Here is a 23,087-nt window from a genome sequence, read left to right as displayed (position 1 = left end):
AAATACAGTTTATCTTTTTCGAAATTTAGTAGAGGCAGTATAAACGTACCCCTTATCTGGATGAACAGATAAGGGGTACGTTTTATCGTTTAGGACTCTCCAATCAGAATAGTAGATGAGTTCTTTATAAAAGGAAAATTATTTTCATGTGGAAGTGAATTTCTTGAAAAAAATTACTTTTATCGATAGGATGAGTTCATTGACTAAATGGAAGAGGCGCGTTTACAAAAAGACGAACATAAAGCTGTTTGTCGTTGACTGATAGGGGAATCTTTGTGCGGAATTTTAAAATGGCTGATCATTTATACATCTTTTACTCGATCGTTTTTTTATTAAATGTTGTTCATATATTTTGGGCGGATTCTATGCTTTATTCCATTATTGGGATACTGGGCATCGTTATGGTGGTCATTAACTTTCCAGGAGCAGATCGGGTGTTCAAAATACTAGGCTTTATTTTGCTTGCTTTTGGCACTTTCTTCTTTCTTTCCAGTGACGTGAAAGTAACTGAGGTACCGGCATTTTTTTCCGGAAATGTGGGCTTGCTCTTTTTAATTTCCATGCTGCCGTGGATGAATAGTGTGGTCAAGGCAGGTAGATACAATAAGCTGCTGCAGGCCTTACTTGGAGGAAACGTAAAGGGGATGGGCTCGCTATATGTCCGCAGTGAAGTGACGATGGTTTCTCTTGCCGCGTTCTTAAATCTGTCCTCTGCGGCCATTTCTCAGGATTTACTAAGAAATCAATTAAAGGGTGTGAAATCGAAAGTAAGGAAAGGCTTCATCGCCATGTCAACTCTTCGCGGATATTCGCTGGCTTTGCTGTGGAGTCCTCTTGAAATCTTACTCGCCACTTCGATCTTTATTACCGGAGCAAATTATTTACAAGTATTACCTTGGATGCTGCTGGTGGCTCTTCTTGGATTTATATTCGATGCGGGGCTTGGCAAGATGATGTTTCGAAAACATCAAGTACCAGAGCAGACAGGTGCTGCTAAATCGCTTGGAGAAAACAAGAAGAGGTTATTAGAATTTATTGTGGCGCTAGTCCTATTTTTAATTGTGGTGGTCTTCTTGGCTAATGTGGTTCATTTCGCATTCTTATTTTCAGTAACGGTGGCGATCTTCCCGTTTGCATTCATCTGGTCCGTGCTCATGAAAAGGCGAAAAAGCTTCTTAAATATAGGCTTTCCAACTTGGAAGCAGCAGACGAACCATTTAAATAATTTTATAGTTCTCTTGTTGACCTTATCTTTTCTAACCGAAGCTTTAAATGCTTCACCGTATTTGCAATATTTGCAGGATCCGATTGTTGCTTTAAAAGGACATCCCTTATTGATCATGCTGTTTATTCAAGTGGCATTCCTCGGTATGACGGTCCTTGGTGTCCATCCCTTAGCTACGATGGGAATCTTTGGCGGAGTAAGCCAATTATTAATGGGCGCGCTGCCTTCTGTAACCCTGACAATTTTGTTAGCCAGCTGTGCGATTGCTACGGTTCCTTCTGCTCCGTATGGACTGATTGTAACCATTACTTCTGTGGGGTTAAGGATGAATCCGTATCAAATTGTCTTGAGAAACCTTCCTTACAGTATTATGTGCGGGCTGCTTGGCGTTGCCGTATCTTTATTAACACTCTATTTATATTAATTTCATATTTTCTATTCTAGATTTCCTTGAAAGAGGCTGCATGCCAACATGCAGCCTCTTTTTTTCGTTGCAGTCCACAGCAGTCTAGGCATTTCCCTGTCTAAAGAAAGAACACAAAATAAATATACGGAATTCCATAATGGAGCTACTTCAATAGTTCAACAAATCGAACAAATGGTTACTCAAACTGCCGGAGACTTTAGGCTTATTTTAAAAATATCTAAAATGAGTTTACTTTTACTCTTTAATCTATCAAAAGCTGATTATTCAAGGATCTTGGAAATTTTTAAAGATGACCCAAAGGAACTAAAATTTTTTTCATTATTGATAACTATTTTCAATTAGTATTGACATTGATAATCATTATCAATTACTATGACGTTGAAAGAAAAACTGTTAGTAAGGAGAGAGAAAATTGATCAATTCCATAAACCTGACAAATAGAGATTTACTAAAACAGCAAGAAAAAAGAGAATCAAATGCTCGATCCTATCCAAGGAGGATTCCATTAGCTATTAAGGAAGCGGAAGGCATGTACATCACAGATATGGACGGACGAAAATATTTAGACTGCCTGGCAGGTGCTGGCACACTGGCATTAGGTCATAATCATCCCGTTGTGGTTGAGGCAATGGAAAAAGTCATTAAAGACCGTTTACCGCTGCATACTTTGGATATCACCACACCAGTTAAGGAGAACTTTGTTGATGAACTGTTTGCGAGTTTACCAGAGGAACTTCATGACGATGCGAAAATCCAGTTTTGCGGTCCTACTGGAGGAGATGCTATAGAAGCTGCTTTAAAATTAGTTAAGACAGCGACAGGAAGACAAAGTATTCTCACCTTTCAAGGCGGGTATCATGGATCCACTCATGGCACGATGGCCATCAGCGGCAATTTAAGCCCTAAACAACATGTCCAGGGACTCATTCCGGATACGCATTTCTTACCGTATCCCTATACATATCGATGTCCTTTTGGCAGAAAGGGAGAGGATGGTCATCAGCTCAGCAGTGCGTATATTGAACAATTGCTTGATGATCCTGAGAGTGGAATCCTGCCACCTGCAGCTGTGATATGCGAGACCGTTCAAGGCGAAGGGGGTTCAATTCCTGCACCTATTGAATGGCTTCAAGAGATAAGGAGAATAACAAAAGAACGTGGAATTCCATTAATTATTGATGAAGTGCAAACCGGTATTGGCCGAACGGGTAGGATGTTCTCCTTTGAACATGCAGGAATTGTTCCGGACGTCTTTGTATTATCAAAGGCGATTGGAGGAAGTCTTCCCCTCTCTGTAGTCATCTATGATCAATCTATAGAAACCTGGGAGCCAGGAGCCCATATAGGAACATTCAGAGGAAACCAAATGGCGATGGCAGCAGGGGCAGCAACGCTTAAGTATGTGAAGGACAACAAGTTGGATAAGCACGCAGAAGCAATGGGTAATTATATGCTTGATTCCCTTAAGGATATTCAATCACATGTTCCTGAGCTTGGGGATGTGCGTGGAAGAGGGTTAATGATCGGCGTGGAAGTGGTGGACCCTGCCCAACCTCAATCATCAAACGGCAGCTATCCAGCTAACTCTGAATTGGCCAGTAATATTCAGCAGGAATGCTTTAAGCGCGGCTTAATTTTAGAAGTGGGAGGAAGGCATGGAGCGGTCGTTCGGTTCCTTCCCCCATTAATCATTACAGAAAACCAAGTGGATGAAGTGATTACTATATTTAGACAAGCGGTCCAAGCTTCTTTGAGGGGGTAAGCCATGGTAACTGACTATAAAAAGACGAATCCCAATCTTGAATCACCCATTTATCATCCTTTTTTTCTTCATCCAGGGCAGGAGGGAGTCCAGTCCTTTAGAGAGCATGTAAATATTGTTCGGGATAAACTGGAGCAAGTTTTCCTGCATGCTGACAGGCCATTCGCTGGGAAAACTCCTGAGGAAATTCAGAGGGAACTCCATTCAATTATGACTTTATCTAAAGAGACTGAAACGTTAGAACACACACTTGATGAACTATTCGACCCGGTATTATTGAATAGCCTTCACATTTCTCATGAAAAAAGTTTAGCCCATCTGCATTGTCCTCCGCTTATTTCAGGGGTGGTAACAGAATTGATGATCGGTGCTTTAAATCAATCCATGGATTCATGGGATCAAAGCCCCGCTGCCACTTATATGGAGCAGGCGCTTGTCCATCAGTTGGCCATGTTGATGAACTTGCCCCAATCCTCCGATGGCGTTTTTACAAGTGGCGGAACTCAGTCAAACTATATGGGAATGCTGCTGGCAAGAGATGACTACTGTCAATCACGCTGGCAGCACAATGTGCAAACAGACGGGCTTCCTAATCAGTGGAACCGTATGAGAATCCTTTGTTCTGAAGAAGCTCATTTCTCTGTGCAGAAATCGGCATCTCAATTGGGAATGGGCGAGAAATCTGTCGTCCCTATTCCTTGCGACAGTCATCATAGAATGAAGGAGTCAAAAGTGAAAGAAAAATTGAAGCAGCTTAAAGAAGAAAAGTTGATTCCTATTGCTATAGTAGCCACCTGTGGGACGACTGATTATGGAAGTATCGATCCAATTGAGGAATTAGCTGAAATTGCTCAGAAACATAACCTCTGGCTGCACGTGGATGCAGCCTATGGGGGTGGTCTGATATTCAGCCATTCCTATGTCCAGAAAGTTGCAGGTATTCACTTGGCCGACTCGATTACATTGGATTTTCATAAGTTATGTTACCAGCCGATCAGCTGTGGATTATTCCTTCTCAAAGAACGGGAACATTTTCGCTATCTTTCTCATCATGCGGATTATTTAAATCCAAAGGAGGATGACCAGGAGGGAATTGTTAACCTAGTCAATAAGTCGGTACAGACCACGAGAAGGTTTGATGCGTTAAAGGTATTTGTGACGATTAAAACGCTGGGAACAAACTTATTAGGAAGTATGATTGATCACACGATCGAGCTTACTCAATATACAGCGGAATATTTACGAAGAAAAGATAATTTTGTTGTTGAAAATGGTGATCCTGAACTGAGTACTGTTGTATTTCAATACCAGATCAATGATTCTATTAATCTGAACGAATTAAATCGGTCCATTCAGCAAACCTTGTTTCATCAGGGAGAAGCGGTTATCTCGAAAACTTCGGTAAGAGGGAAGGTCTATTTAAAATTCACCTTATTAAATCCCCGTACAACAAAGAAAGATATAAGGGAAGTAGTCAGCGAAATTGAAAGAACTGGAAATGAAATAGCGAATGGAGGGATGTTCGCGTGAGGAATACGAAACAAATAGCTGAAGAAGCAACCATTCAAAGCTTCATCAATTGTTATCTTCGCGAGACTGATAATTACATGGAAACCGAAAGACCATCTCATTTATTACAAATAGAAGCCCATGAAAAGACCATTTGTATTCCGCTGGAAAGGCAAGAGGTTAAGCTGCTGATTCCCGTTAAGTACTGGTCTTTAACTGGGCGTCATTTACTGGGATTTCCTCTCTATTACCAGTTGGCAGGGAAAGAAGACTGGCTATCTATCGATTACGTCACTCTTATTACACTGGTGATAAAGGAGTGGTTAATTGAACAGGGAAAGGATCTTGCAGAAGATGAACTTATACATAGAGTCATCCTCAGCTGTAAAAAGATCCATAAGTATGTGGAGCAGCGTATAAGTGACAGAAAGGAATTAACTGGAGAGGAATTCACCTTTATTGACGCGGAGCAATCTTTATTATTCGGACATTTGCTTCATCCCACACCTAAAAGTAAACAAGGGTTAACTGAACAAGAGGACATCCTTTATTCTCCTGAACATAAAGGTCGTTTTCAGCTCCATTATTTCAATGTAGATCCGTCATTAGTAGTCCAGGACTCTGCCCTTTCTCTATCTGCATCAGAGCTGATTTTAGATGAAATGAAAGAATCGGTGGACGCGGGATGGATTGAACAACTTAGAAAAGACCAGCGCATGCTCATTCCTGTTCATCCTTTGCAGGTGCCAATTTTACTGGAAAAACCGAGTGTTAAGAAACATTTAGGTACTGGAGCGATACAGGATGTGGGTCCCATGGGAGATTATTTTACTGCAACCTCTTCATTTAGGACTGTTTACAGTCCCGAGTCCAACTTCATGTACAAATTTTCTGTACCGATTAAAATTACCAATTCACTGCGGGTGAATCAACCGAAGGAACTTGCTAGAGGGGTAGAGGTTTCCAAGTTATTAAAAACAAATTTGGGAAGTGAATTAAAGCTTGCCTACCCACATTTTCATCTTATTCAAGATCCCGCTTATATGAATCTTCAAATGAAGGAAGAAATTTCAGGTTTTGAATTAGTCGTTCGAGAAAATCCTTTTTATGAAAACAGTGATCAAACCACGTTGATTGCTGCGCTAGTCCATGATTCAGCTTACGACAGTGATTCTAGAATTCATTCCATAATTAGCGGGATTGCTCATAGAGAAGAACGCTCATTGGAAGAAGTGAGTTTAGATTGGTTTAACAATTATCTAAATATTTCTCTGGAACCTATTCTATGGTTGTTTGATAACTATGGGATTGCTTTAGAAGCTCACCAGCAAAATTCAATCATTCAGTTGAAAGGTGGTTATCCAGAGAATTTTTATTACCGAGATAATCAAGGATATTACTTTTGTAAATCGAGATCAAAAAAATTGGAAGATTTACTGCCGGATTTAAATGAAGAAAGTGACACGATTTGTGACGATGAGGTAGCTGAAGAACGGCTCCGCTATTACTTTTTTTATAATCATTTGTTTGGGTTGATCAATGGATTTGGTGCCAGCAGGCTTATTGAAGAAGGCAAACTTCTGGATGTAGTAAAAGCAAAATTAAAATCACATTCCTCGTCCAGACTGCTCACCAGTCTACTTGAAGAGCCCGTGCTCCCATGCAAAGCGAATCTGCTGACCCGTATGTATGATATGGACGAGCTGACGGGCCCGATGGAATCGCAGTCTATCTACACAGAAGTAAATAATCCGTTGGTGACCAAGGAGAAGTGCAGCTATGAACTATGATTTTGAGTACTATGATAAACATCTTCAGCAAACGATTGCTTTTCGTAAAGTAAAGGATGAGGACCTTGAACTCATTCATAAATGGATGAATGAAGATTATGTTTCTCCCTTTTGGAATTTGAATCTACCAATAGATTCGTTTAAATCGCACTTAGAAAAGGCTTTGACTGATTCCCATCAGTCCCTGTATTTAGGAATGATAGATGGAAAAGTTATGAGCTATTGGGAATGTTACTGGGTCTATGGAGATGTGGTAGAGGGTACCTATTCCAACGCTGCTTATGATCAAGGTGTGCATTTATTAATAGGTGAAAAAGCGTTTCTTGGGAAGGGTTATTCCCTTTCTTTACTTCGCGCCATGGTACGCTTTCAATTTCAAGTCAGGCAAACAAAGAAAATCATCGCCGAACCTGACGTGCGCAATGAGAAGATGATCCATGTGTTTAAAAAGTGCGGGTTTAAGCCTGTAAAACAAATCGATTTGCCAGACAAACAGGGATTGCTCATGTTTTGTAACCGTCACGATTTTGAAGACAAGGAGGCTGCTTTATGAATCCTTCCATTTATCCATCAGGCGACGTTTTCGATGTCATTGGCATAGGGATTGGCCCCTTTAACTTAGGAATGGCAGCTTTATTAGAATCAGTACCGGAGATTCATTCCTTATTTTTGGAGAAGGAATCAGACTTTCAGTGGCATCCTAACATGATGATCGAGGGGACGACGCTGCAGGTTCCTTTTTTGGCGGATTTGGTAAGCATGGCAGATGTGAAGAACGAGTATAGTTTCCTGAATTATTTGCAGGAACATAACAGACTCTATCAATTTTACTTTTTAGAAAAATTTCATATCCCTAGAAAAGAATATAATCATTACTGTCAATGGGTGAGTGAGCGGCTGTCATCCTGCAGATTTGGCAGGGATGTTAGGGGGATTATTCCAATTGAAGTGGAAGGTCGAACCCTCTATCAAGTAACCGCTAAGAATGTCGAAACGGATGAGGTTGAACAGTATATAACGAAGCACGTTGTAATGGGAATAGGGACGGTGCCATTCGTTCCTGAACCGTTTCGAGAGTATTTGGGTTCAACGGTTTGTCATACTTCCGATTACCTGGGAAAAAAACAAGAGTGGGGCAGGGACCAATCTGTAGTGGTGATCGGGTCGGGTCAAAGCGCGGCAGAAGTATTCCTTGATGTAGCTAAAACACAAAAAGAAGGGAAGGGAAATTTACAGTGGTATACCCGTTCTAAGGGTTTCTTCCCAATGGAGTATTCGAAGCTTGGTCTTGAATATTTCTCACCAGATTATACGGATTTCTTCTATCCGTTGCCTCAATCCAAGAAGGATAAGTTAATCCAGGATCAAGACCTCCTTTATAAAGGGATCAGTGCAGAGACAATTGCTCAAATTTATGATCATTTATATGAGCAGTCGATTGGAAACGTATCCCCAAATATTCTGCTGCAGGCGATGACGGAAATGACCAGTATTTATAAAACGGATACAGGCTGGAGATTAGATGGTTTCCACCGTCTTAAAGAAGAGAAGGTCGCAGCAGATACGGATATCGTGGTTCTGGGGACGGGCTACCGGCCTGCCCTTCCCGATTTTCTCAGCAAACTAGAAGAGTGGATCCCTAAAGATGAACACAAGCGTTACTTTATTAAGAAAGATTACTCTTTAGAGAATCAAATTCATGCGGAAGGTAAAATCTTTGTACAAAATGGAGAGCTTCATACTCACGGAGTTGGAGCACCAGATTTGGGACTTGGAGCTTATAGAAATGCAGTGATCATTAATCAAATGGCAGGCAGAGAAGTGTATCCGGTTCATTCAAAGAATGTTTTTCAAACTTTTGGAGTAAATGACGCGGACAAACATTCTTACGTCACTTCTTAATCATAAACAGAAACATCCAATTCTTTTAGGAAAGTGGGGATATAATGTTATTCAAAAACGATGTTCAAGATACATTCAAACCATCATCGTGGAAAAAGGTCAATCAAAAATTACAAGCGAAAATGCTCTCAGAGTACATGTATGAAGATATGATCCATCCAAAAGTTGTCGACAACTGGGGAGGAGAATTAGTATATGAATTAACAGTCTCTCCTACGAAAAAATATCGCTTTCAAGCAGCTCGTCGTTTATTGGACAGCTATGATGTGAGATGGCGGACCATTCAAGTGATTAATGAGGCTGGCATTAGTGAGGCAGAGAGTGCGATTGAACTGTTAATTGATTTACAGGAATGGATCAACATGTCCTCTGAGACCACGGGCCACCTGATCAAGGAATTAAATGCGACTTTAATTGCAGACGCTCATCATCAGGAGAAGTCCGCCAAATCTTCTGATGAATTGATCCACCTGGATTACGCTGAATTAGAAGGGTTTATGAAAGGTCATCCTTGGATTACTTATAACAAAGGGAGAATTGGCTTTGGGTATGATGACTATCTAGCTTATGCTCCAGAGAAGCATGAAGAAATACGACTCTCCTGGGTGGCTGTCCAGCGTAGATCTGCTGAGTTTCGATCAGTTGCTGGGTTAAACTATACGGATTTAATAAATCAGGAATTGAGTCAGCAAGAACAGAAGCGTTTTGAAAATGAGGTTAGGGAAGCGGGCAATGATCCAGCAGAATATTACTTTTTACCGGTCCATGAGTGGCAGTGGAAAAATGTTTTGATTTTAAACTTCCCAGAAGAATTGGCGAAGAACATTCTTATACCACTTGGAAAAGGGGAGGATATCTACCTTCCGCAGCAATCCATTCGAACATTCTTGAATCGAAGCTCTCTTACCAAACACCATGTTAAACTGCCGATGAGCATATTAAATACTCTTGTCTACCGGGGTCTTCCGGCAGAACGGACCATAGCGGCACCTAGAGTTACGGAATTAATTAAAGGCATTTTTGACCAGGATTCCTTTCTAAAAGAGGAGTGCAGGGCTATTATGCCAGGTGAAAATGCAAGCATTAATGTAGACCAAAGACATTTCACCCAGGTGAAAAACGCTCCTTATCAATACCATGAAATGCTGGGTACCATCTGGAGGGAGAGTATCTATACGTATCTTGAAGAAGGTGAGCAAGCCATCACTCTAGCTGCCTTAATTCATGAAGATCATCAGGATAAACCTTACGTGACTAGTTTAATCGATTCATCAGGCTTAGACACGGAGGAATGGGTGAGTCAATTATTTGAAGTCGTGATGGATCCACTTCTTCATTATCTCTATCAATATGGGATCGTATTTTCACCGCATGGTCAAAATACGATTTTAGTCCTGAAAGATGGACGGCCGCACCGGCTCGCTATAAAGGATTTCGTAGATGATGTGAATATCACGGATCAAGCATTTCCCGAGCTAGGAGACCTGCCGGAGGATCTAAAAGACGTTTTAAGAAGTGAACCTCCTGAAGGCTTAACTCAATTTATTTTTACGGGCTTATTTGTATGTCATCTGCGTTATTTAAGCTATATCCTTATCAATCACCAATGCTTATCGGAAGAGAAATTCTGGAGTTTACTTGCTGAGTCCATCCAGAAGTATCAAAAACGATTTCCACATTTAAAAGAAAGGTTTGAGTTGTTTAACTTCTTTAAACCAGAAATGACTAAGCTGTGTTTGAATAGAAACCGAATGGTGGATTACGGTTATGAAGATGGTGATGACCGGCCGCATGCTTCCGAGTATGGAAAAGTGAAGAACCCTTTATCTTTATTCAAAGAAAAGGTCTAGGAATGAAGATCAAGTAGTTCTAAGGTTGGGGTTCAGCTTACAGTTTGATTTCAAAACCTTAGCGTATGTTACAAGTCGTCGAACTACCTGCCTGTTTCCTGTTAGAATCGCATATATACCTCCAAACGGGGAATATACTAATTGTAAGACAATTAAACCCTAGGAGGGGATTCCATGGTTTGGCTGTGGTTATTAATTCCAGCAGCAATCATTGCGGTTGCGATTTACTTTGAAAGAAGAGGAAAGCGTGAAGCCCAGGAATCAGAAATGACGATGAAAGATCACACTGTTTTAGAAGAAGATTATATTGAACATGGGGCAGGAAATGAATCTTCTAAGCCCGAAAATTTATAAATCATGATGCCAGAGGGGTTCTGTCCTTTCTGGCATTTTTTGTTGAGCGGGCAGTGGTAGTCCAATTCTTCAGCGGAGCAGTCAATCATGTAGCATGGTAAAATGTAGAATAGTTTTATAATGAGGAATGGGATGTCCACTTATTACCTTACCGGAAGTCCTTGAATTGTCTCGAAACTAAGTCTTTAATAATTGGGAGCTTTAGTGGAACAGTTCATCAATATTAATACATACACAAGGAGTTTTGACTGATGCTGCAATCCATCAATGTATACTTACAAAAATTCATGCCATTTATCACGCCTGTCAGCGTAGTACTTGGTGTCACTTTCTCAGGCTTGCTCCATACCTACATATATTTAGTGCCCTGGATCTTTGCCTTTATGACATTCTCAGGAAGTTTAAATTCCAACTTCACGGACTTAAGGAAAGTTCTCAAACATCCGCTGCCCCTTGTCGTATGTTTACTTGTTCTCCATGTTTTCATGCCTTTGCTTGCATTGGCAACGGGAAGCATACTGTTTCCAGGTGACTCATATACAGTGACAGGATTGATCTTATCCTTTCTTATTCCTACGGGGATTACTACTTTAATCTGGGTTTCGATTTATAAAGGGAATGTAGTTCTTACGCTTTCCATCATCCTTGTAGATACTTTACTTGCCCCTTTCGTTGTCCCCTTCGTACTTAGAATATTTGTCGGGACCGCAGTAGAAATGAGCGTTGCGGATATAATGTCTGGTTTGATTTGGATGATTGTAATCCCTTCTCTTCTTGGCATGGTTGTGAATCAATTTACTAAGAAGCAGACAAGTGTTAAGTTAAGTGCCGCCCTGTCCCCTTTCACTAAAATAGGAATTGGAATGGTAGTAGCGATTAACAGCTCAGGAGTTGCGCCTTTTCTTAAACAAATCAATGGGAAGCTGCTGGCAATAGGTGCGACGGTTCTGGCCTTAGCCATGCTTGCTTATGCTACAGGTTATGCTGCGGGAAAGTTATTTAAGCAGCAGCAGGATGTTATCGTCTCGTTAACCTATAATAGCGGGATGAGAAATATCAGCGGGGGAGCCGTTATCGCGATTACTTACTTTCCTGCGCCAGTAGCTGTACCTGTTATAGTGGGGATGCTGTTTCAGCAGATTCTTGCGTCTTTCACTGGATTTATCCTTTCGAGGAAGTCGGGTCAACCTAAGTCTTAGAGAAGAAGCTTACGTAGATGAGGGATTTCATTGGTGGCAGCTAGGTTGATGTTCCTTCGAACAGCACTTAAAAAAATAGCGTGCAGAGAAGTGATAGGCTTCGGTGCACGCTGAGCATCTTTGTATTCCATTTATAGGTTCAGGACAAACAGTTTATCTCTTGTCATAGATTCTATACTTCTTCGAACACCCTGAGATCCTAGCCCTGAACTTTTCGCCCCAATAAATGGGAAGTGATCGGGTCCGCGCTCCGTTTTAGCATTTAATTGAACAGAGCCGACTTCTAATTCTGCGCCGAGTTCGATCGCTTTTTGCACATCTTTTGTGAATATACTTGCTTGCAGACCATACTCAGACAGGTTGGCAAGTTTGATCATTTCTTTTTCCGTCTGCACTCGGATAATAGGAAGTACAGGTCCAAACGGCTCTTCCCAGGCCACTCGCATATCCTCGTTAACGAAATCAAGTAAGGTAGGATGGATGATATTCTCCTTACGTTTATTTCCTACGGCAACGCGTGCCCCTTTCTCTACAGCTTCTTGAATTAATTCTTCCACATAATCAGCTGCCTGCTCATTTATGAGCGGGGAAATATCTGCTTCCTCTTTGTAGCTGCCTACCGTAAGTTTTTCTATTTCTACTTTAAGTTTTTGAACTAAATCCTCTGCAATTTCATTTTGCACGAGTACTCGTTTGATGGCTGTACAGCGTTGACCGGAATAAGAGAAAGCGCCGCTGACAATTTGTTTAACAGCTAGATCAAGATCGGCATCTTTAAGCACTAGTGCGGGATCTTTCCCGCCTAATTCGAGGACAACAGGGATCATTCTTGTTTTCTCCGCAATTGCCTGACCTGTTTTCGTACTGCCGGTGAATGTAACCATATTTATTTTAGGATGAGTGACAAGAAAATCTCCAATTTCAGAGCCTTTTCCTGTAATGAATTGAATGACTTCTTTAGGAATATTGGTTTCTAATAAAGCTTCAATCATAAGTTTCCCGCTTAATGTCCCCTGAGAAGCCGGTTTGAAGACCACCGTATTGCCGGTGACTAAAGCTGGAGCAATTTTTGAAGCGGCTAAATTCACTGGATAATTAAAGGGGGAAATGGCTAGAACGACGCCTAAAGGTTCTTGTTCTACCATAGCAAGTTTTGAAGAGGAGCCGCCTTTAAAGGAGTCTCCTCTCATGATATCGCCTTGAGCTCGGACTCCTTCTTCGGCGGTGTAGCGAATTAAATCTGCTGTACGAACCACTTCTTTTCTAGCTGCGGCAATCCCTTTACCTACTTCGTGAGAGATCATGAAAGCAAGATCTTCCTGCTTCTCTACTAATCGGTCAGCCCAGTCATGCAAGATCTTCGCCCGGTCGTGAAGATTATAGTTTTTCCAATGTTTTTGAATAGAGTCAGCTTTTTGAATGGCTTGATTAACTTCATCTTGAGACATCAGGCTAACTTTTCCTAACTCTGTTTCTCCTGTTACAGAATAAATCGTTCTTTCATTTTTGACTACTAAATTTTTAATAGTATGTCACTCCTCATTTATATTTTTTAAATATTCTGATTGTTAATTATATAAAGAATTGGACTGATTTCTCAATGATGAAATTAGTCAAAACAAGTCCAATTAAGCGTTTACATTGGAATCATGCTCATTCTATATCGATTTAACGCGTTGTTTTGCTAAATTAAATTTCAAATATAGAATAATAGTGTAAATTTCCTTTTATTAGGATTTTTGATTTTTAATCTCAACAGGATAGTGTAGAATCATGAGTAACATGGTACGATAGAATTACAATGTAGATCTTTAGAACTAGAAAATAGGTGAGGAGATATATGGATGGGGCGTATGCAGGATTTAATTAAAGCGAATTTTGATAAGGATTCCGTTCAGCTTCCCTATGGAGAATTGGTTGACACGCTCATGAATGGAATATCAGACTTTTTATTTCTGATGGCAGTAGAAGAGGACCTTTCATTTACTTATGTTTATATCAACCGTTCAGCTGAGAAATATCATTTCCTTCCTAAGTCGAAATGGGAGGGGAAACGAATGGAAGATATTCTTGAGAAAGAGAAAGCAGAACATCTTGCGGAGGAATATCAGATCGTGGTAAATACGGGCAGACCTCATACATACGAAGACCAGATGATCGTGAATGGTTTTACCTTTAACGGTCATACTCTGCTCACACCCTTAAAGAATGAGGGTGATCAAGTCACTCACATCTTAGCCATTACTAGAGATATTACAGATTTAGTAGAAAAAGAAAAGCAGCTTAAACGGATAAATGCGGAATACCATTCTCTAATGAAACACACAGCTGATGCTATCCTCATTGTAGATATGGATGGAAAAGTGCAGGAAATTAACCCTGCTTTCCAAAAATTGTACGGATTTGAACGGTCAGATTTGCAAAAGACTCCATTTCCTTTTATTCCAGAAGAACTGCAGGACGAAGCGCTTGGACTGCTCAGTAAAGCAGCAGATGGAAACTATACTTCATCATTTGAAACCGTGCGCAGACGTAAGGATGGAACGAGAGTAGAGGTGGAAATTACCGTCTCTCCCATTCATGGGGAAGAGGACAAAGTGATCGCTGTAAGTTCGATTATCAGGGATATTTCTGAGCAAAAGCAGGCAGCCCGGAAATTGGAAGGCAGCCGGCATCGCTATCATTCTTTGTTTCAATACAATCCCTACCCTGTGTTAAGGCTTAGCAGCACCGGAGATATCTTAAAAGCAAACCCAGCTTCTCTTACGATGCTGAATATGAGCCAGGAGAGGCTGTGGCGGACTTCCATTCTGCAATGGATTCCGGAGGATAAGCTGGAGGAAGTAAGAAGGCATATTAATGGATTTCTAGAGGAACAGAATTCTTTTCAAACCTGTTTTAAAGTAGCTGGTGAAGAACGAATTGTGAACGTATTCCTTGTACCCATATTAGATCACCAGCAAAAAGTAGGAATGTATGCGGTGCTTGAAGATGTAACGGAGAAAAAATACGCGCTGGACAGACTGAAACAGAGCGAAGAAAAATTTCAGTTAATTGCTAATCACTCTCAGGATTTAATCACGGTATTTTCTCCCAAAGGAAACATTATGTATGCCTCCCCTTCTCATCAGCAGCTTATGGGGATAGATCCATTAAGTATGGATTTTGATAAAGTAGTGAAATTTCTTCATCCAGAAGATTTGCCGGAGGTCATTGGGGTGTTTAAGCAATTTAAGAATTCTACTCATTCCTTTACTATGAAAGTTCGCCTGCTAAATGACCAGGGTCAATGGATATGGCATGACTGCAGAGGGAATCCCGTTCTTTCTGAAGACGGGAAGGTTAGCCATATTGTATTAGTGGCCAGAGATATTACAAGACAAGTCAGCTATGAAAAACAGTTAAAGGAATTTGCCTATTATGATTATTTGACTGATCTGCCGAACCGGCGATTTTTTGAAGATCAAATGGAGAACCTGATTGAAAATTCTAAGCATAATCATACGATCATGGCGCTTCTGTATTTAGATGGGGACAGCTTTAAGCAAATTAATGATCAGTATGGGCATGACAAAGGCGATAAGTTTCTAAGAGCTGTGGGTGAGAGACTGAGCAAGTGGATACGAGAAGGGGATTTGGTGGCGAGAATCGGAGGCGATGAGTTTGCAGTTTTACTAAATAACTTATCGAGGAAAGAGCAGGCGGTTGATATTGCTCAGCGATTATTAGACCGACTGCGTATTCCTTACCAGGTAGACAACCTGTCCATTTTGTCCTCGTTCTCCATCGGTGTGTCCAGTTTTCCATCGGACAGCGAAACGATGGAAGGGTTATTCCGACTGGCGGATCAAGCCTTATATGCTGGGAAGAAAAAAGGAAAAGACCAAATTTATTTATATGAAGATTTAATGTAAATGGATGGCATGTGCCATCCATTTTTGATCAGTCTGGTAGTTCATTAAGGTTCTGAATAATATAATCCGGTTGAGAACCAAGCTCCGGCCATTTCATTTGACTTCGGTTTACCCAAGCTGTATGAAACCCGAATTGAGCAGCTCCGGCAATATCCCAGGGATTGCTTGAGAAAAATAGAATTTCATCTTTCTTTTCGCCGAGTTCATCTTGAGCATATTGATAAGCTTTAGGGTGGGGTTTGAATATTTGTTGATCATTTGCACTTAGTAACCCAAACATTTGAGTTAGCTGATTATATCTTAACAAGGGCTCCAGCATATCGCGAGTTCCATTAGAGAAGATGGTGAACTTTTTTTCAGCATGCTTTTTAGCTAGAGTGGAGACTTCCTTATAGGGAGTCAGTTTTTCGTATTGCTTCATCAGCGTTGTAACGGTTTCTTTTTCAGCCTCTTCGCCGCTATAAGCAAGCGCGTCCAACAGAGCCCACCGGGTGATTTTATCAAAGGGCTCGTACCCTTGAATTAATTGCCTCACGAGAAAATAATGAATTTGCCTGCTTCGCCATTCCTGACTAATGACTTCGCTTTTATCTGGGAATATCTCATGAATTTTGTCTTTTACGGAATGGACATCAAATAAAGTTCCATAAGCATCAAATACATAAGCTTTGTAGCTCATAAATCACCACTCTCCTTTCCAGTTGCGGGTTCCCCTTATCTTTCTTTTATAAACAAACGCCCTGGAAAGAAAGGGGACAAGAGTCTCTGGAGTCGACAAGATTCGACATGTTCACAAAAAGTTCATGGGGATGTTTTATCTTTTCCGTTCTCTATTGTTTAGTTTTCATGATATGATTTGGTATGGAGATGCTAAGATTAATCGTTATTTTAAATAGAGAAAGGGTAAGACCATGAAGAAATTTTCTATTTTGACAACCTTCGTTACGTTTCTGGCACTTATACTGGGGAATGTAGTGGTAGCTACTAATTCCGGTGATGCTTGTGGAACAACGTGGCCTGTCTGTAAAGGATCGGTTTTTCCGAACTTTACGAATTACCGTATGATTATTGAATATTCGCACCGTCTGATGGTGCCGCTTCTAGTTTTTCTAACCGTCATTAACGCTGCCGGTGCTCTTTACAAGTACCGCAAGCGGCGTTCGGTATTAATTCTTTCCGTATTGAGTTTAGTGCTTTTGGTTCTTCAATCACTGGTTGGTGGGTTTAATGTTTTGTTAGGCACTCCTCCGGGCTTTACGACTTTTGATGTTACGTTCAGCCAGGCACTGCTTCTTGATTTAGTATTGCTTACGTATAGTTTACATGAGCGGCAGACTAGCTTTTCTCAAATGGAAAGAGAAAAAGTTTCCATGAGCTACAAAGCATTTATGGTTGGCTATCTTCTTTATTTAGTCCAAATTATTCTAGGTGCCTTCTTTAAACACAGCCGCGCTAGTAATGTAATGATGGACATTCCTGCTGTAGAGTACTTGGTCACTAATGAAAATATGGCCAACATGATCTACTCTCTTCACTGGGTTGCAACCGTCGTGATTTTTGTTGCCGCGCTATGGTTTGTGATCTATGCGTCCAAATTTGGCTACCATGTAACTTTGGCATGGCTATACTTTATTAGTATTATACTGAACGCGGTGGTCGGCTTTGTGATAGTCATCACAGGTAACATCATTCTTGCTTCATCGATCCATATGATCATTTCTACGATTACGATGGTCATTGGTGGGTCTATTATGGGAAGCTACTGGTTTAAGCAGCAAAAAAACCCGCTGTGATATTGCAATAAAACAAAAAATGATATTCATAAGAACCCCCCAGCCATTAATAATAATGGCTGGGGGGTTCTTAGTGCGGTGATCCATAATGGCGCTTCGTCCACGGAATCCGCTTTCCGTGGGCACGTCATTTACCTTTATGCGATTTAATAAATCAATTCTTGAAGCTCTTCTTCTGTCAAGGAAGTCAGCATAGATTCACCCGGCTGAATAATTTGATTAACGAGATCTTTTTTCTTTTGCTGCAGCTGATAAATCCGCTCTTCAATGGTGCCCTCAGAAATCATCCGTATCACTTGGACGACTTTTTCCTGGCCAATTCTGTGAGCACGTCCTGCTGCTTGCTCTTCAATGGCTGGGTTCCACCATAAATCATAGAGAATGACAGTATCAGCCCCGGTAAGGTTGAGGCCGGTTCCACCTGCCTTTAATGAAATAAAGAAGGCTTCTTTTTCCCCTTGGTTAAATCGTTCAACCATATCCATTCTCTGATCTGATTTAGTCCTTCCGTCTAAATAGAAGCTGTCAAGTCCTTCCGCCGATAATTGTTCGTGCAGAATCTTCAGCATACTTGAAAATTGAGAGAAAATCAGCATGCGGTGACCGCCTTCTTTTAGTTCTTGACTAAGTTCTTTCAGCTGTTCAAGCTTTCCAGAATAGCCTTCATAATTTTCAAGGAAAAGCGAAGGGTGGCAGCATATTTGCCGCAGTCTAGTCAGGCCGGCTAAGATTTCCAGCTTGCCTCGCTGGATCCCTTTAACAGCGATGGTTTCCTGAATATCGTGTTGAATCTTCTCCAAATAAGCTAAATAGACTTCTTTCTGGGTACGCGTCAGCTCTGAATATTGAACCGTTTCAATTTTATCAGGCAGCTCTTTTAGCACTTCAGTCTTCATTCTTCTTAATATAAAAGGACGAGTCATTCGTGCTAATTTCTCAGGTTTTAATTGCAGAAACTTCTTTTTACTGCTGTAAAAGCCAGGCATAATTGTTCTGAATAAAGACCATAGCTCGTTTAGTGAGTTCTCAATCGGTGTGCCGCTTAATGCAAAACGATGCTTGGCTTTAATGTTTCTGGCTGCTGCAGCGGTCTTCGTTGTTTCATTTTTAATGGCTTGCGCTTCATCTAGAATTAAAGAATGGAATCTTTGGTCTTTATACAACGATTCATCCTGACGTAACAGCGGATAAGAAGTAATCCATAAATCGCTGTTTTTTGCTTCGTTTACCGCTTCCTCACGTGAGAACTTATCGCCGGTTATAACGGTGGCTGATAAATCCGGGGCAAACTTTTCTACTTCTTTTCGCCAATTATAAATAAGCGAGGAAGGGGCGACAATGAGGACTGGATTTTGTAATCCTCCATTCTCTTTCTCATACAATAAGAAACTGATGGTTTGAAGCGTTTTTCCAAGTCCCATGTCATCAGCAAGCACACCGCCTAACTGATAAGTGGCAAGTGTTTTCATCCATCGGAATCCCGTCAACTGATAGGGCCGAAGCTCCGCCATCAATCCTTCAGGCGGATCAATATTAAACGTCTGTGGAGACTGTAAATGGGTAACGAGCTCAGAGAATTTCTCATTACGCTCTTCTTTTCCTGGATTCAGCACATGATCCACTTGAAGACTGCGAGCTTGAGAGACTTTTACCGTTTCGTTATCAATATCTCCTGCCGTTAAATCAAGTTCTGATGCCAGCTGCTGGAATTTCTCAAATGAATCTGTAGTGAGGGACAATAACGTACCATCTGATAAGCGGTAATATCGTTTTCGTTCGATCGCTGCTTTCATGGCCTCGGTTACATCATTGGAACTAATCCCATCAATGCCGAAGCTGATATCCAGCCAGCTTCCGTCCTGTTCAATTTCAATCATTGGTTTTAAAGCGCGCTCCTGCTGATTCAGCATATTTCTCATGGAGGAGGATAAATAAACGTTGGCTAATTCCTGCAGCCGAGGGAGAAATTCGCTCATGAATTCGTCAAGGACCTCTTCATCCTCGATATAAACAATTTCTCCATCAAATCTAAATTCAGCATCCTCAATAATTTGAATGATGGCTTGCTCGATTTCTGTATCTCTTTTTATGATCAGCTGCTGCTGTTCCCTCTCCTTAAAAGGATTAATGAGGGAGTCCCCATATTTAAATTTCACCTCAATGGTAAGCGTCCAGCTGCTGTAATCCAAGTAGATTTCTGCTTGAAGATCTTCCTGGATAATCTTTTTCTGAGCGGCTTCATCCAGCTCGATGGTGGCGATGGTCTCTAACTCAGGAAGTACATGGGAGACAACGCCTTGCATGTCTTCGTGGCTCACCGTATGGTTTCCATTTGAATTATACGGTAACAGAGAGGTGAGCGTCCGAATAACCTCCTCTTTTTCACGGTCTACCGGATAGAAAGAGCCTTCTTTATATAACAGGTGATAAGGGCTTAGGTAATCAAAGCTCTTTAACTTATTCATGTGCATATGAAAGTGCCCCCGCTCTTCAGAAATGTAAAAAGCAAGTTCAGGAAAATCAGGATGAAGATTAACTTTTCCTTCATAACTGCCTCGATTCATTACACTGCACGACTGTTCCGCAAGCTTAGGCAGTAATTCCCGAGCGGACGCTGGAGGAATTGGCAATATCTTATGGTCGGATTGATTCCAGTGCCGATCATAGAATAGCTCCTGTTCATGTGCCTGATAGAGCAGCTGGAAGATTGCGCTATCTTCTGGGGACAGCTGATGCTCTGCCGGGTCATAGCTGAACTTTTTAGAAAAGCGGTATGGTTTCTGCTGCTGGACATGCTCCAGCAGTTCTCGAATGTTTTTAATGACATAGGAATAGTTTTCTCCAAGTTTCAGTTCCAGTCCAAGATTTTTGGAACCTAATAAGGTTTGAATATGGAGGATATATTCGATATTTAATGTTTTCTTCCCCTGTCCACTATAACGGTTTTCACGTTTTTGCCGGAAAGATTCATAAAGTCGGGAAGTAAATAAACGATCATGTGTAGTCATCACTCTAGACGTTGAAATGGATGGCTCACTAGAGGCAGGGGCTGCATCTTTAATCGCCCATTCTCGGATCGCAATAAGAACCGCCGCTACGTGTTTGCAGCTGTAATAGCTTTCATAAGCAGGACATTCACAGGTGGCTTCCAAATCATCATCTTCAAAAAAGAAAACGCGCACTTCATAATCGTGAGTGCCTGTCACTACAGCCCGCCAGGAACGAATGGCGCTGTTATGGGCGAGTCCATAGACTTTCCCTGATTCATAATACTGCTTGCCGCGCTGATAAAATGTAGGTCCTGTAATTTTCTTAATATCATTCGGTTGTAATAAATATGACTGCATAACTGGCATCCTTACTATCTTTTTTTTCATTATAACAGGTTAAGGGCTTGTTTATCTTCCTATAAAACGGACTAGTTTTAGAAAGTATTTTTTTATACCTGTTTATAGTATCCATTTCTTATGGTGTACTTATCCAATAAAAGGAGATGGAGACAGGGGAGGATTGATTTTCGCGGGTGGTTGTGCTACCTTTCAAGGTAGAAGTTTTTTATAAATCTGGCAGGCCGCTCTTAGAGTGAGCGGCTTTTTTATGGAGTGAATCGGCCAATGTGATACGTATATCCTGCCTGAATGACTTTACAGCCAACTGAATATAAGTACTGGAGGATATGGCGATGAATTATTTAGAAGAAATGAAAAAACGTCGAACCTTTGCAATTATTTCGCACCCGGATGCCGGGAAAACGACGATGACGGAAAAAATGTTGTTATTTGGGAACTTGATTCGTTCTGCTGGAACGGTTAAAGGGAAGAAATCTGGCAAGTTTGCGACTTCTGACTGGATGGAAATTGAGAAGCAGCGCGGAATTTCAGTAACGTCCAGTGTCATGAACTTTCCTTATAAAGATTACCAGGTCAATATCCTGGACACCCCAGGTCACGAAGATTTCAGTGAAGATACGTACCGCACGCTGACAGCTGTTGACAGCGTGGTCATGGTAATCGATGGAACAAAAGGAATAGAAGCCCAGACCATCAAATTATTTAAAGTGTGTAAAATGCGCGGTATTCCTATCTTCACATTTATTAATAAAATGGACCGTGAAGGAAGAGAGCCATTTGATTTAATGGAAGAAATTGAACAGACATTGGACATCGAAACTTTTCCTATGACGTGGCCCGCAGGAATGGGGAAAAGATTCCTCGGCGTGTTTGACCGAAATCAAGAACATTTTGTGCACTACACAGGAAACGAGAAGGAAGAGTATATTCCCTACAAAGATCTGGATCAAAGGCCTGAAATTAAAGAAAACGCCACCTTCCAAGAGGCAGAGGACGAAATGCTTTTACTAGATGAAGCGGGAGATACCTTTGATATGGATAAGGTGATGAAAGGCGATCAAACTCCCGTATTCTTCGGGAGTGCACTTGCTCCATTCGGTGTAGAAACCTTTTTTAATACGTTTATAGATATGGCCCCTCAGCCGGCACCGAGAAGGTCTACTGAAGGAATCGTTTCACCGGAGCACGAGGAATTTTCAGGGTTTATTTTTAAAATTCAAGCCAATATGAATCCCCAGCATAGAGACCGTATTGCCTTTGTCCGCATTTGTTCTGGTAAGTTTGAGCGCGGCATGAATGTAACTCTGTCCCGAACTGGAAAAACCTTTAAACTGGCCCAGTCTCAGCAGTTTGTAGCTTCCTCCAGAGGAACGGTAGAAGAAGGGTATGCGGGAGATATTATTGGGATTTACGATCCGAACGTATATCGAATCGGTGATACTATTGTCACTGGCAAGCAGAATTTTCAATATGACGAGCTTCCACAGTTCCCTCCAGAGCTGTTTAAAAAAGTTACAGCGAAAAATGTAATGAAATCTAAGCAGTTCAAAAAAGGACTGGAACAGCTTGTTCAAGAAGGTGCTATCCAGCTGTTTAAACGGTATCGTTTTGAAGATTACATTATTGGAGCTGTTGGTGAACTTCAATATGAAGTATTTGAATACCGCATGAAAAATGAATACAACGTGGAAATTGAATTAACACCAATGGGAGAGCGTATTCCCCGCTGGCTGAACCCTGACCAGGTGGATGAATCGTTATTTGACGAGAGGAATATGCTTGTTCAGGATCGTGAAGGACAGCCGCTCGTATTATTTAAAAATGATTTCTCTTTACGATGGTTTAAGGACAAAAATCCAGATATTGAAGTAACAGATCTTTTTGAAGTTAATCAATACGATCAAGCCTTTGAATAATTACTTTTTACCCGCTGCAGAGAGTTTGCAGCGGGTTTTTTACATGAATTCCACCAAAAAACACTCCAAAACGATTATAATGAACAGTAGAATAGG

At 41.1% G+C, this 23,087-nt stretch carries 15 protein-coding genes; 12 read left to right on the top strand and 3 right to left on the bottom strand.

Annotation, left to right across the window (positions count from 1 at the left end; all coding sequences use genetic code 11):
- Nucleotides 1-275 precede the first annotated feature (275 nt).
- The 9 genes from Q7A53_RS12565 (at nt 276) to Q7A53_RS12525 (ending at nt 12,018) form a co-directional block, all read left to right on the top strand.
- Nucleotides 276-1,649, top strand: a complete 1,374-nt coding sequence (locus tag Q7A53_RS12565) for a hypothetical protein (RefSeq protein ID WP_411789520.1) — start codon at nt 276-278, stop codon at nt 1,647-1,649.
- 415 nt (nt 1,650-2,064) lie between these two features.
- Nucleotides 2,065-3,414: an aspartate aminotransferase family protein gene (locus Q7A53_RS12560; protein WP_411789519.1), complete on the top strand. Its 1,350-nt coding sequence runs from the start codon at nt 2,065-2,067 to the stop codon at nt 3,412-3,414.
- A 3-nt stretch (nt 3,415-3,417) separates the two neighbouring features.
- The gene (locus Q7A53_RS12555; RefSeq protein WP_411789518.1) at nt 3,418-4,944 is read left to right on the top strand and encodes a pyridoxal phosphate-dependent decarboxylase family protein; all 1,527 of its coding nucleotides are present in this window, start codon (nt 3,418-3,420) and stop codon (nt 4,942-4,944) included.
- Entirely contained in the window at nt 4,941-6,713 is a 1,773-nt protein-coding gene (locus Q7A53_RS12550; RefSeq protein WP_411789517.1) for an IucA/IucC family protein, read from the top strand. Before Q7A53_RS12555 ends, Q7A53_RS12550 begins: the two co-directional genes overlap by 4 nt.
- Entirely contained in the window at nt 6,703-7,266 is a 564-nt protein-coding gene (locus Q7A53_RS12545) for a GNAT family N-acetyltransferase (protein ID WP_411789516.1), read from the top strand. The genes Q7A53_RS12550 and Q7A53_RS12545 overlap by 11 nt, the downstream gene beginning before the upstream one ends.
- Nucleotides 7,263-8,615 (top strand): lysine N(6)-hydroxylase/L-ornithine N(5)-oxygenase family protein, encoded by a 1,353-nt coding sequence (locus Q7A53_RS12540; RefSeq protein WP_411789515.1) that lies wholly within the window; start codon nt 7,263-7,265, stop codon nt 8,613-8,615. The genes Q7A53_RS12545 and Q7A53_RS12540 overlap by 4 nt, the downstream gene beginning before the upstream one ends.
- A 44-nt stretch (nt 8,616-8,659) precedes the next feature.
- Complete coding sequence (locus Q7A53_RS12535) at nt 8,660-10,465, top strand: IucA/IucC family protein (protein ID WP_411789514.1); 1,806 nt, start codon at nt 8,660-8,662, stop codon at nt 10,463-10,465.
- 174 nt (nt 10,466-10,639) lie between these two features.
- Nucleotides 10,640-10,819, top strand: coding sequence for a hypothetical protein (locus Q7A53_RS12530; RefSeq protein ID WP_411789513.1), 180 nt, complete (start codon nt 10,640-10,642; stop codon nt 10,817-10,819).
- 251 nt (nt 10,820-11,070) lie between these two features.
- Complete coding sequence (locus Q7A53_RS12525) at nt 11,071-12,018, top strand: bile acid:sodium symporter family protein (protein ID WP_411789512.1); 948 nt, start codon at nt 11,071-11,073, stop codon at nt 12,016-12,018.
- A gap of 131 nt (nt 12,019-12,149) precedes the next feature.
- Here Q7A53_RS12525 and Q7A53_RS12520 read toward each other — a convergent pair whose 3' ends face one another.
- The gene (locus tag Q7A53_RS12520; protein ID WP_411789559.1) at nt 12,150-13,511 is read right to left on the bottom strand and encodes an NADP-dependent glyceraldehyde-3-phosphate dehydrogenase; all 1,362 of its coding nucleotides are present in this window, start codon (nt 13,509-13,511) and stop codon (nt 12,150-12,152) included.
- Nucleotides 13,512-13,862: 351 nt separating this feature from the next.
- Between Q7A53_RS12520 and Q7A53_RS12515 the strand changes: the two genes are divergently transcribed.
- Nucleotides 13,863-15,932, top strand: coding sequence for a PAS domain S-box protein (locus Q7A53_RS12515; RefSeq protein WP_411789511.1), 2,070 nt, complete (start codon nt 13,863-13,865; stop codon nt 15,930-15,932).
- Nucleotides 15,933-15,960: 28 nt separating this feature from the next.
- Here Q7A53_RS12515 and Q7A53_RS12510 read toward each other — a convergent pair whose 3' ends face one another.
- Nucleotides 15,961-16,611 carry a haloacid dehalogenase type II gene (locus tag Q7A53_RS12510; protein ID WP_411789510.1) on the bottom strand — a complete coding sequence of 217 codons (651 nt, stop codon included), beginning with the start codon at nt 16,609-16,611 and terminating at the stop codon, nt 15,961-15,963.
- 232 nt (nt 16,612-16,843) lie between these two features.
- On the opposite strand from Q7A53_RS12510, the gene Q7A53_RS12505 reads away from it, so the two are divergent.
- Entirely contained in the window at nt 16,844-17,725 is an 882-nt protein-coding gene (locus tag Q7A53_RS12505) for a COX15/CtaA family protein (RefSeq protein WP_411789509.1), read from the top strand.
- A gap of 146 nt (nt 17,726-17,871) precedes the next feature.
- Here Q7A53_RS12505 and Q7A53_RS12500 read toward each other — a convergent pair whose 3' ends face one another.
- Nucleotides 17,872-21,072, bottom strand: a complete 3,201-nt coding sequence (locus tag Q7A53_RS12500; protein WP_411789508.1) for an SNF2 helicase associated domain-containing protein — start codon at nt 21,070-21,072, stop codon at nt 17,872-17,874.
- A 335-nt stretch (nt 21,073-21,407) separates the two neighbouring features.
- Between Q7A53_RS12500 and Q7A53_RS12495 the strand changes: the two genes are divergently transcribed.
- Nucleotides 21,408-22,991 (top strand): peptide chain release factor 3, encoded by a 1,584-nt coding sequence (locus Q7A53_RS12495; protein ID WP_411789507.1) that lies wholly within the window; start codon nt 21,408-21,410, stop codon nt 22,989-22,991.
- Nucleotides 22,992-23,087: the final 96 nt, after the last annotated feature.

Origin of the sequence: Halobacillus rhizosphaerae, assembly GCF_046719735.1 — a bacterium.
GTDB lineage: Bacteria > Bacillota > Bacilli > Bacillales > Halobacillaceae > Halobacillus_B > Halobacillus_B rhizosphaerae.
Note: the sequence above shows the minus strand (reverse complement) of the source record. Positions and strands in the feature narration are given on the sequence as shown.